Source organism: Paenibacillus sp. NPDC057934 (assembly GCF_042887565.1).
Classification (GTDB): domain Bacteria; phylum Bacillota; class Bacilli; order Paenibacillales; family Paenibacillaceae; genus Paenibacillus_AQ.
Genome location: NZ_JBHVPB010000002.1, coordinates 135,814 through 147,585 on the forward strand (window position 1 = coordinate 135,814; position 11,772 = coordinate 147,585).

Genomic DNA, 11,772 nt, shown 5'->3' on the forward strand with positions numbered 1-11,772 from the left:
GACAGGAGGACATTATGGGAATCCAATTATCCATTCAGAAACTGACAAAACGTTATAAAACAGGCGATGGAGTAAGCGACATTTCACTGGATGTCGGCAAAGGGGAGATGGTCACCCTCTTGGGACCGTCCGGCTGCGGCAAGACAACATTGCTGCGCAGTATCGGCGGTTTCCTTGATCCAGATGCCGGAGACATTCTGATTGAAGGCAAAAGTGTGCTGAAGGCACCGCCGGAGAAACGTCCGACCTCCATGGTCTTCCAGGGCTACAACCTGTGGCCACATATGACTGTGTACGATAATCTGGCGTTTGGTCTGAAAATCCGCAAGATGAAGAAGGCAGAACGTGATCAGGCGATTGAACAGGTGCTGGAGCTGGTTCGTCTGCCTGGGGCAGGGAAGAAATATCCTGGACAGCTGTCCGGCGGTCAGCAGCAGCGGATCGCCGTGGCCCGCTCACTGCTGCTGAAGCCTGCAGTGCTGCTGCTGGACGAGCCGTTCTCGGCACTGGATGCCAAGCTGCGGCACGAAATGCGGGAGGAACTGCGCGAGATTCAAGCTGACCTCGGTCTGACGATGGTCTTTGTCACACATGACCAGGAGGAGGCCTTATCGATCTCTGATCGGATTGTGGTGATGAATCATGGACATATCGAGCAGATTGCCACTCCGCAGGAAATATACGATGAGCCCAAATCACTATATGTGGCCCAGTTTATCGGGAAAATGAACTTCTTGAAGGGGGTGGTTGCTGAAGGCGGGATTAAGGTAGGGGAACTGAATTTCCCGAACCCTAACAAGCTTTCAGGTAAAGTTACGGTGGCTGTCCGGCCGGAAGATATTCAGTTCGGTGGCGGCGCAGAGAGTAGACTACAGGGGACGATTAAGCAGATTATGGTGCTTGGTCATTATGCCGAGGTGTCGGTCGATGTTCAGGAACATGGCACGGTACGTGCATTCCTGGCTCGCGACGAGGTCAGAACGCTTCATCATGGTCAACAGGTGTCGGTAGGCTTTGCCAAAATTCTAGCATATCCGGAACAGTAAAATAAGCAAACACTCAAGGAGGAAATTAGTTCATGTCTAACAAGAAAACAGCATTCACCCTTTTGACAAGTTTGGTTCTGGTCGGATCTTTACTCGCAGGATGTGGAGACAAGAATAGCAATGATTCGGCTGCTGCCGGCAATGGTGCTACGGCTGAGCCTGCTGCTAAGACGACGGAGTTCTCCTTCTATTACACAGGTTCCCAGAACGTTGATGATCTCTGGAAAACACTGATTCCGATGTTCGAAGCGAAGAACCCGGATGTTAAGGTCAAGCCGGTATATGTCGCTTCAGGCACAGGCGCTCAGCCTACTTATGACCGCATTCTGGCTGCCAAGCAGGCGAATAAAGGCTCAGGCGACATCGACCTGTACGAGGACGGCATTGATTCCGTCAACAAAGGCAAGAACGACGACATCTGGGATACGCTCAGCGAGAGCAGCATTCCTAACCTGGAAAATGTAGATGAGAATACCCTGAAAGATGTCTCCAGCCTGGCTATTCCTTATCGTGCTTCCGCGGTACTGCTGGCGTATAACAGCGACAAAGTGAAAGACGCACCGAAGACATTGGACGAGCTGTATGACTGGATTCGTAAAAATCCGGAAAAATTCGCTTACAATGATCCATCCACCGGCGGCGCAGGCAGCTCCTTCGTAACTACAGCCCTCTATAAATTCTTGCCTGAAGAGGCCATCCATAACTCTGATCCAAGCATCATGAGCCAGTGGGGTCAAGGGATCGACCTCTTGAAGGATCTGGGCAAATACGTATATGGCAAAGGCATCTATCCTAAGAAAAACCAAGGTACACTTGATCTCTTGGCTAGCGGAGAAGTGGATATGATTCCGGCCTGGTCTGATATGGTACTTGATCAAATCTCCAAGGGTCAGCTTCCGGCAACAACAAAAATGCAACAGATTACACCGGGCTTCAACGGCGGGCCAACTTACCTGATGGTACCGAAGCTGTCGGAGAAGAAAGACGCAGTATACAAATTCCTCGACTTCGTTGTTTCGCCAGAAGCACAGACTGAGATTGTCAACAAAATGCACGGCTTCCCGGGCATCAAGCTGAGCAACATGCCGCAGGAGATTCAGGATTCCTTCAAAGGTGCTTCGGAAGGCTACCGTACCTTTAACCTTGGTGACCTGGGCAAAGAAATCAACAAAAAATGGCAAAGTGAAGTTGCTGCTCAATGAGTAAACAAGCAAGAAGGGGGCTGCTGGGGATTTCCCTGGTCCTCCCTTCCTTTCTCATTCTGGTGCTGATCGTTGTCCTGCCGATTCTGGGATCTTTGAAGGAAAGTCTCACGAATCACAGCGGCGGTTACGACCTATCCAATTATAAGTATCTGTTCACAGATAAACTGATGCGCTCGAATATTATTTTTACGCTAGAGGTGACCATTGTTTCCACACTGCTGGTCCTGGTCATTAGCTATGTACTGGCTGTGTACATGCGCTTTAATCAGGGCATGGCGGTCAACTGGATTCGGCGGATGTATATGATTCCGATCTTTATTCCTTCCGTCATTGCTACCTACGGTCTAATTCAATTGCTGGGCAATCGGGGCTGGGCGGCGCGGATACTCTATCACTTTGGGTCTGAAAGCTTTCCGCGGATTATTTTCGATATGAAGGGGATTATTATCGCAAATCTATGGTTCAACATCCCGTTCACCACAATGCTTCTAGGTTCAGCCTTATCCGCCGTACCGAATTCCGTAATTGAAAGTGCCAAGGATGTGGGTGCAGGGAAGCTCCGTATTTTTTTCAAACTGATCCTTCCATTGACGTTCAAAACGCTGCTGGTGGCCTCCACCTTCGTATTCATGGGTGTGATCGGCTCGTTTACGGCACCATTCCTGATCGGACCTAATGCGCCGCAGATGCTCGGGGTCTCGATGGAGCAGATCTTCGGAGTATTCCAGGATCGTCAGCTTGCCGCAGCAACTGCATTCTTCACCTTCTTGATGTGTTCGTTTGTCGGTTATTTCTATATTCGCTCCATGATTAAAGAAGAAGGAATGCGTTCATCATGAAGACTGTTCTCGTAGATGCGCAAGGAAAAGTAACTCCCGCAGGCTCCAAATCGCATATTGTGTACCGTTTCTTTGTTCCAAATGGCGCAGAGCGGCTCGGCATTCATTTCAATTACGGGCCCAAGTATTTAGAAGATCAGGAGAAGGCTAAGCTGCTGATCGAGCAGGGAATCGACGCCTATTTTGAGGCTGAATATTTGGAGCAGGCAAAGTCACGTTGGCAGTCCTGCCTGCCGTTGCAAAATCTAATCACCGTATCTGTCGATGCCCCTGACCGACATCGCGGGGCCGCTCACAGGCATGACCGGGAGCAACTGCATGTTCTATCGCGGCATGAGGCCACTCCGGGACTAGTACAGGGTGAGATCATACCTGGCATGTGGGAGGTCACTTTAAGCCTGCATGCGATTGTGACCGATGTCTGCGATTATACACTAAAGGTCTGGGTGGAAGAGGAGGATGCGCAATGAAATGGGTAGCTTGCGAGCTGCACACACATACATTCCACAGCGACGGTCGGCAATCACTGGCTGAGCTTGCAGCAGGGGCCAAAGATCTAGGCTTCGATTGTATCGCATTGACGGATCATAACACGATGACAGGGCTTGCGGGTAAAGAAGAGATTGAACGTGAGACAGGGCTTTCAATCATATCGGGGATGGAATGGACTACATTCTTCGGTCATATGGTGACGATTGGACTGGATGAATTTCTCGACTGGCGCCCGGTCGGCCCGGGTGATATCCATGCCGGACTGTCACGTGTTCATGAACGGGGCGGCCTTGCCGGAATGGCGCATCCGTTCCGCGCCGGCAGTCCGATGTGTACAGGCTGTTATTGGGAGTTTGAAATCAGTGACTGGAACGATATTGATTATATTGAGGTATGGTCAACAACGTTTGCACCTGTGAAAAATAATAACATCCGCGCCTTCCGGCTATGGACGGAGAAGCTGAATGAAGGCTACCGGATTGCCGCGACGTCCGGACGCGATTGGCATCACCAGGACCCTACGGACGATCCGTTGTCCGTAACCTATCTTCAGCTTGAAGAAGGGAATGCACCTATCACCGCGAAAGCAGTAAGGGCCTTATCAGCTGGCCGTGCCTCTGTTACACTGGGGCCGCTGCTTGAGCTTGAAGTGACTTCGCGCGGGACGACTTACGGTATCGGTAGTGCTGTGCCGGGAGGCAGAGCGTCTGGAAACACATCTGTTGCCGCTGTGTCGGCAGATTTTCAGGTGCGCAAGGGTCACTGGAAATTGGAAGATCAGCGTTATACACTGAAGCTGGACAGCAACAACGGAATACTGGCTGAGGAAATCATTACATCAGATGCTCCACGGCTTGAAGCCGAGATCCCGGATGAAGATTTGCTGTGGATTCGGGCTGAGCTTTGGGGAATGGTGAATGGTGTGCGTACGATCATTGCCTTTACCAATGCAGTCTATTTCGATTGAAGCAAAGGAGCGAGAAAATGACTGGACATTTTCCATGGATTACAGCTCATACAGGATGTATGGATACTCTTGACAACACTTTAGCCTCTGTGGAAGAGGGAATCAGGCTGGGAGCAGATATCATAGAGGATGATATCCGGGTCACCCGGGATGGAATCGCGATTCTGGCTCATGATGATATCTGGCAGAGCGTTGATGGCCGTACCATTCAGGTCTCAGCATTAAGCTTCGAAGAGCTTCAGAGTGTAGAAGTGATAGTGGACTATGCCGGCAAGACGGGAAAGATGACTTTCTCGAGGCTGGAGGATCTGCTGCTGCTGATTAAAGGTTCAGGCCGAACGGCGAATCTGGATCTAAAAGTTGATGAAGCCATTGATGCAGCGGCAGCTTTGGTGCATAAGCATGATATGCTGGGTCAAATATTCTTGTCTGGCTGTGGGGCGGATCGGGCCCTGCTGGCACAGCAGCGTCATCCCGAGCTTAAGAAGCTATTGAACGCCGATGAGGAGCATTTTCTGAACCAGACCTACGAGGAAGCTCTGAAACAGACTGTAAATGATGCTCTAGCGGCGTCCTGCTTCGGGATTAACATCTATCATGAGTTCGCCCAGCCGGAATTAATCGAGCAAGCCAAAGCGAACGACCTTAAGGTCTATGTCTGGACCGTCAATGACGTCTCGCTAATGGAGCATTATGCGGCTCTTGGTGTGGATTCCCTAACCACACGGGCTGTGGAAGGTCTGGTACAACTGAAGAAGAGTATGAAGCAATAATGAGCCAAGGTTCAGCCTTATATAAAGCAGGCTGGACCTTTTTGTGCGTTGTAAGTGACGATCCAGATAGAGGTTTTTCTCGCTTATAGTCCACACCTATGAATCCTATAGTTTTTATATCTTGGAATAATAAACAGCCTGATGTTATATTTAGTTCATTCAAGAGAGACTCCACACTCTCTTCCAATGAACGATTAAATGATGAGGTGAAATTCATGAGCAAGAAGACAATGTTTGAGAAAATTTGGGACAATCACGTTATTCATCAGGAAGAAGGCAAGCCTAGCATTCTGTATATTGACCTTCACTTAGTTCACGAAGTGACTTCTCCACAAGCCTTCGAAGGCCTGCGCCTGGCTGGCCGTAAGGTTCGTCGTCCTGAGCTTACGTTCGCGACAATGGACCACAACGTACCTACCAAGGACCGTTTTAACATCAAAGACCCGATCTCCAAACAGCAGATCGACACGCTTTCCCAGAACTGTCGTGATTTCGGCGTGAGACTGTTCGACCTTAATGATATCGACCAAGGTGTCGTACACGTTATGGGGCCAGAAATCGGCCTGACTCATCCTGGTAAAACGATTGTCTGCGGCGACAGCCATACTTCCACACACGGCGCATTCGGCGCACTGGCGTTCGGTATCGGAACCAGTGAAGTAGAGCACGTAATGGCAACCCAGTGCTTGCAGCAAGCTAAAGCCAAGACGATGGAGGTTCGCTTCACAGGCAAACGCAATCCTGGTGTAACTGCGAAAGACATGATTCTCGGCGTTATCGCTAAATATGGTACTGACTTTGCTACTGGTTATGTTATCGAGTACACAGGCGAAGCGATCCGTGAGCTGTCGATGGAAGAGCGCATGACTGTCTGCAACATGTCGATCGAAGGTGGCGCGCGAGCTGGTCTGATTGCGCCTGACCAGACTACATTCGATTACCTGCGTGATCGCCAGTATGTACCGCAAGGTGCTGCTTATGACGCTGCAGTTGAGACCTGGAAAGGGCTTGTAAGCGACGAAGGTGCAACGTATGACACTATTGTTGATTTTGATGTGGAGACCCTGATTCCACAAGTAACCTGGGGCACAAGCCCGGGTATGGGTACTGACATTACATCAACTGTACCGAATCCAGCTGATTTTACAACTGAAAATGAACGCAAAGCTGCTGAAAAAGCACTTGAATATATGGACCTGATTCCAGGTACACCAATCTCCGAAATTGGCATTGACTATGTCTTTATCGGCTCTTGCACCAATGGCCGGATTGAGGACCTGCGCGCTGCTGCACAGGTTGCCAAAGGCCACAAAGTATCTGATCAAGTAACGGCTATCGTCGTTCCTGGTTCCGGACGTGTTAAAATGCAGGCGGAAAAAGAAGGTCTGGATAAAGTATTTACGGAAGCGGGCTTTGAATGGCGTGAAGCAGGCTGCAGTATGTGCCTTGCGATGAACCCGGATGTACTGCAGCCAGGACAACGCTGTGCATCGACCTCTAACCGTAACTTTGAAGGCCGTCAGGGCCGTGGAGGACGTACGCATCTTGTATCTCCTGCAATGGCTGCCGCTGCGGCAATCAAGGGTCGTTTTACTGACATTCGTGACTGGAACTATAATACAGAAGCCGTCAGCTCATAAGAATCAGATCTAAGCGGGAGGGAACTAACATGGAAGCTTTTAAAAAATTAACAGGAATCGTTGCACCGGTGGACCGGGTCAATGTAGATACGGATGCTATTATTCCAAAGCAGTTTTTGAAACGGATTGAACGGACTGGATTTGGACAATTTTTATTCTACGAATGGCGTTTTGACGAAGAAGGAAACGACAATCCGGCATTTGAGATGAATAAGCCGCGCTATAAAGGTGCGTCTGTCCTGGTCTCTCGCGCCAACTTTGGTTGCGGCTCCTCCCGGGAGCATGCGCCGTGGGCAATTATGGACTATGGCTTCAAGACGGTAATTGCTCCGTCTTATGCAGATATTTTCTATAATAACTGCTTCAAGAACGGTATTCTGCCGATCAAGCTGTCAGAAGAGCAAGTGGAAGATCTGTTCCAGCGGACGGCTCAGTATGATGGTTATGAATTGCACGTAGATTTGGAGAATAAGGTTCTAAGTGATGATCACGGCTTGAACATTGCTTTTGACCTGGATGAGCACCGTCGCCAGTTCCTGCTGCAAGGCTTGGACGATATCGGTCTTACTCTTCAGCATGCGGATGAAATCTCTGCTTACGAAGAGCGTCATGCTGCTAAGTTGTTCGGTTAATGCTTTTCCTGACGACTCTATGATTTAGGTTGGTTTATATTAAAACTTTTCCATTTTAACAAAAACTTCTATTTCCGACATCGGAAATAGAAGTTTTTTTGCTATAATCGATATATTCATTGCCTATAGAGGCAACTTTTGGAAGGCTTCTGTCGTCTGAAAGGTCATGGAAGTACGGGAATCCAAATATCAAAGGAGAGAAAAGGATGGGGAGAGCCACCCGCTTACTATTTTCGCTACTTTTGCTGCCGCTGATGTTTCTGTCATTATCCATCCATGATGCTGCCGCGGCAGGAAAAGGACAAGGTAAAATCGTTCTGGACAATAAAGAGCTTGCACTGCCCAAAGGGATTGCCATTGAGAACGTGAACGGAAGTGTGATGATCCCAATACGGATTGTAGTAGAGAATTTAGGGTTTGAAGTGCTGTGGGAGCAAGCCTCTCGCAAAGTGACCATAAAGCAAGATTTTAAAAGCGTAGAACTTATCGTAGGCAGCAAAACGGCTAATGCCGACGGGGTGCGCCTGGATTTGAATGCAGCACCCAAACAAACCGGTGGCACGGTGTTGGTACCCATCCGATTTGTCAGCGAGCAGTTTGGTCTAAAGGTGGGCTGGGACAACCGTAGCAAAATCGTTTATTTAACCGGAGGAGCGCCAACTCCACAAGTAGCAGCACCCACACCAGTACCATCACCCACAGCTCCGATTCCGTCAGTCACGCCGGGAAATCTGGACGGGAGTATTCCGGGCACAGTCGTTCCAACGCCTTCCTCAGCTGCATCTGTTCCGGGCAACGACGGCACTCTTGCTGGTGCACCACAGGTAAAGGGTGCTGTATTTAGTGAGAATAAACTGGTAGTTGCTGTTGAAGGAAGCGTCAAACCAAGCATAACGGTAATGAATAACCCGGCACGTATAATTGTAGATTTACCCGGCGCGGTTTTTGCGCCGGAATTTGCAGGAAGCTTGCAGCAGGGAGTGGCTGGTAACGGTAGCCCGCAGGGTAAGCTGGATGTCACCGGATATCCGCTCCTATCCGAGATCAGATACGCTTTGTTCAGCGTCAATCCTTCTATAGTAAGGTTTGTTATTCAGACAGCGGTCAGTCAGCCTTACCAGCTAAGTACGGATGAAAACACCGGTCTGGTTACCATCGATCTCAACACGCAAGGTGTTCCCTGGAATGGCGGCGGAACAGCCGGGAATACAGGCAAACCGGTAATCGTTCTGGATGCAGGGCATGGCGGTTCTAAACCGGGGGCGGTCAGTATCACGGGGCGATTGGAGAAGGACTTTAATTTGGCTGTGGTCCGTAAAGCGGGAGCATTGCTGGAACAGGATGGACGGATAACAGTGGTATATACCAGAACTGAAGATGTCCATCTAGAGCTGCAAGATAGGGTAGTGCTTGCCGAGGCGGCTGGCGCGACGCTTTTTCTCTCGGTACATGCCAATTCTCTGGAGACATCTTTTCCGAACTGGAACAAAATCAACGGAAGTGAGACCTATTACAGTCGAAGCGAGAGCCTGCCTTTTGCACAAATTATGCATAAGCATCTTCTTGCCGGAACGGGATTTAAGGACAACGGAGTTCGCTATAAGAGCCTTCATGTAACCAGGGAGACACGCATGCCCGCCGTGCTGCTGGAAGCTGGATACTTGACCAATGTAGATAATGAAGCTGCGCTGTATACAGACTACCTTCAGAATAACCTTGCGGGAGAGATTGCAGCAGGGATAAAGGAATATCTTGGACTGTAGATTAGGGCTGAGGCCACAGGGATTCTACAAATCTCAGTTCCCCTATGGAATATATTCGCAACTTTTGTAGAGTGACGGCGTCTAATAGATGTCGAAGGTTGCTGGTCGTCAGGTCAACAAGAACGTCTTTCTCAGGCGGAATACTAGATTCTTAGAGGTGGAGAATGAAGAAATTTGGTTTTATGCTGTTGCTGTTACTTTTTGTACTGATCTTGCCAGAAAAAGGACATGCCGCTGCCACAGGCAGCAAGATTATTCTGGACGGCAAGGAAATTACGGCGGAACAAGGAGCTACTGTTGAAAATGTGAACAGCACGGTTATGGTCCCGCTAAGAATGATTGCAGAAAATCTTGGCTACAAGGTGGACTGGGAGCAGAAGAGTCAGACGGTAACCATTTCTGATTCATTCAAGACGATCAAGCTCGTGGTCAATCAGAAAACGGCTTCTGTCGATGACAAGAACGTCACCCTGGTGACTGCTCCGTTACTGCGCAGTAATACGACGCTAGTGCCGATCCGTTTCATCAGTGAACAGTTTGGTCTAATGGTTGATTGGGACAATTCGCAGAAGATTGTAACATTGACAACACCAAACGCTCCGGACGATAACGGTTCCCAGCCGGAGAACCCAAGCAACCCGGGAGATGGGCAGCCTCCTGTGGACCCTACTACGAATCTGGCCCAGGTAAATGGTTTGAGTTTTAACGAGAACCGCTTGACCATTGCTGTCGATGGCAAAGTCGAGCCAAAGGTATCGGTGGTAACCGGCCCGGACCGTATTGTTGTGGATCTGCCGAATGCTACCTTCTCAAATGTTTTTGCTACAGGACAAGCTCTTGATTCCAACCTGAATGGTAGTCTTGCAGTTACTGATTATCCCGATGTGTTGGGGATTCGCTATTCCTTGTTTAATACGAATCCTTATGTTGTCCGCTTTGTTATTGATTTGACCCGTTCGAAGAATTACAGTGTGAGTGTTACAGGCGATACTTCGAAGTTAGTGGTTATTGACCTCAATGCGCCAACTACAACTGATCCTGCCACCTCTCCAGGGAATAATGGCAGAAAGCTAGTTGTGCTGGACGCAGGGCATGGCGCCAAAGATTCAGGTGCTGTAGGTGTAACTGGAAAGTATGAGAAGAACTTTAACCTGGCTGTCGTATTGAAGGCTGCCGATCTGTTGAAGAAGGAGAATAAGGTTGACGTAGTGCTCACACGAAGTGACGATACGTTTATCGAGCTGAAAGATCGTGCAGCCCTAGCGAACAATCTGAAAGCGGATCTTTTTATCTCCGTTCATGCCAACAGCGGTGCGTCCTCCTCAGCGAGCGGAAGTGAAACCTATTATCAACGTGATGCCAGCAAAGCATTGGCAAACGTGATGCATAAATACCTTGTACAAGCTACCGGCATAAGTGACCGCGGCGTACGCTATGGCAATTTCCATGTCATACGGGAAACAAAAATGCCTGCGGTGCTGTTGGAAGTAGGCTACCTGAGCAACAAGAGCGATGAAGCCCTTTTATTCAACGATGCTTTCCAGAACAAAGTTGCCGCTGGTATTGTCAGCGGAATCAATGAATATCTCGGAATAAAATAACAGCTTAACGGCAGACTAGCGCCGCACAGTTATTTCTCGCCTGTTTCTCGGCCCGAAGGCTGTGTGGTACCGGTCTGCTCGTATTCATCTAAGGGGGTATTAGGAATGATGAACAAGAAATTAGGTTACGCAGGAATTGCTGCGCTGCTTCTATTTGTAATTGCCGGATGCGGCGATAAACCGACGTCTGCTCCAGCCAATGGAAATGATTTGGAGCCTACCGTTGTGAACGGTGCTGGAGAGAACGGCAGTAATAATAATACAGCAGGTGAAGAAGACCAGGTGGTTCCGAGTACTTCGCCTGAAGCAACAGAGGAACCCGCAAATGATACGGTCAACAGTACTCCTGCGCCAACTGCCACAGAAAAGCCGGCTGCTGTGGAGAAGCAAAGCCAAAGCATCGACGTCTATTATACGGATCCACAGCTATTGGATCTTGTGGCTGCGAAGGCCACTATCCATTTTGCCGATCCAGTAGAGAAATATAGAGATGCCTTCAAAGCGCTGCAAAGTAGCGATAATCAAGAGCAAATTCCGCTGTGGGGCAAAATTGAACTGAAATCGCTCAAATTCGAGGATGGACAGATCCTTATGGATATTCATAAACCACAAGAAGCACAATTGGGTGCTGGTGGGGAGTCTATGGCGATGTCCGCGCTAGCCAAAACTTACTTCCAATTCGACGAAGTGAAGAGCATTGAAATGCTGGTGGACGGACAGAAAGTTGAAAGTCTGATGGGCCATGTCGATCTGGAACATCCCATGACCAGAGAGAACAGCTTGTAATACGCAGGAATTCTGCAGCTGCTTGGCG

At 49.2% G+C, this 11,772-nt stretch carries 11 protein-coding genes; all 11 read left to right on the forward strand.

Going from position 1 to position 11,772, the window contains the following annotated elements; all coding sequences use genetic code 11:
• Positions 1-14 precede the first annotated feature (14 nt).
• The 11 genes from ACFVRY_RS05145 to ACFVRY_RS05195 all read left to right on the forward strand — a co-directional run bounded on the left by ACFVRY_RS05145 (position 15) and on the right by ACFVRY_RS05195 (position 11,744).
• Positions 15-1,046 carry an ABC transporter ATP-binding protein gene (locus tag ACFVRY_RS05145; protein ID WP_387497997.1) on the forward strand — a complete coding sequence of 344 codons (1,032 nt, stop codon included), beginning with the start codon at positions 15-17 and terminating at the stop codon, positions 1,044-1,046.
• Positions 1,047-1,078: 32 nt separating this feature from the next.
• Positions 1,079-2,248: an extracellular solute-binding protein gene (locus tag ACFVRY_RS05150; protein ID WP_387497999.1), complete on the forward strand. Its 1,170-nt coding sequence runs from the start codon at positions 1,079-1,081 to the stop codon at positions 2,246-2,248.
• A complete protein-coding gene (locus ACFVRY_RS05155) occupies positions 2,245-3,090 on the forward strand; it encodes an ABC transporter permease (protein WP_066363053.1) in 846 nt (281 codons plus the stop codon). The genes ACFVRY_RS05150 and ACFVRY_RS05155 overlap by 4 nt, the downstream gene beginning before the upstream one ends.
• Positions 3,087-3,560 carry a hypothetical protein gene (locus ACFVRY_RS05160; protein WP_387498001.1) on the forward strand — a complete coding sequence of 158 codons (474 nt, stop codon included), beginning with the start codon at positions 3,087-3,089 and terminating at the stop codon, positions 3,558-3,560. The genes ACFVRY_RS05155 and ACFVRY_RS05160 overlap by 4 nt, the downstream gene beginning before the upstream one ends.
• The gene (locus ACFVRY_RS05165) at positions 3,557-4,549 is read left to right on the forward strand and encodes a CehA/McbA family metallohydrolase (RefSeq protein ID WP_387498003.1); all 993 of its coding nucleotides are present in this window, start codon (positions 3,557-3,559) and stop codon (positions 4,547-4,549) included. The genes ACFVRY_RS05160 and ACFVRY_RS05165 overlap by 4 nt, the downstream gene beginning before the upstream one ends.
• 17 nt (positions 4,550-4,566) lie before the next feature.
• A complete protein-coding gene (locus tag ACFVRY_RS05170) occupies positions 4,567-5,322 on the forward strand; it encodes a glycerophosphodiester phosphodiesterase (protein ID WP_387498005.1) in 756 nt (251 codons plus the stop codon).
• A 215-nt stretch (positions 5,323-5,537) separates the two neighbouring features.
• The gene (leuC, locus tag ACFVRY_RS05175) at positions 5,538-6,962 is read left to right on the forward strand and encodes a 3-isopropylmalate dehydratase large subunit (protein ID WP_387498007.1); all 1,425 of its coding nucleotides are present in this window, start codon (positions 5,538-5,540) and stop codon (positions 6,960-6,962) included.
• 29 nt (positions 6,963-6,991) lie between these two features.
• Positions 6,992-7,594, forward strand: a complete 603-nt coding sequence (gene leuD / locus ACFVRY_RS05180; protein WP_387498009.1) for a 3-isopropylmalate dehydratase small subunit — start codon at positions 6,992-6,994, stop codon at positions 7,592-7,594.
• A gap of 206 nt (positions 7,595-7,800) precedes the next feature.
• Entirely contained in the window at positions 7,801-9,357 is a 1,557-nt protein-coding gene (locus ACFVRY_RS05185; protein ID WP_387498011.1) for an N-acetylmuramoyl-L-alanine amidase, read from the forward strand.
• Between the two features lie 164 nt (positions 9,358-9,521).
• A complete protein-coding gene (locus ACFVRY_RS05190; protein WP_387498014.1) occupies positions 9,522-10,958 on the forward strand; it encodes an N-acetylmuramoyl-L-alanine amidase family protein in 1,437 nt (478 codons plus the stop codon).
• Between the two features lie 105 nt (positions 10,959-11,063).
• Positions 11,064-11,744: a GerMN domain-containing protein gene (locus tag ACFVRY_RS05195; RefSeq protein WP_387498016.1), complete on the forward strand. Its 681-nt coding sequence runs from the start codon at positions 11,064-11,066 to the stop codon at positions 11,742-11,744.
• Positions 11,745-11,772: the final 28 nt, after the last annotated feature.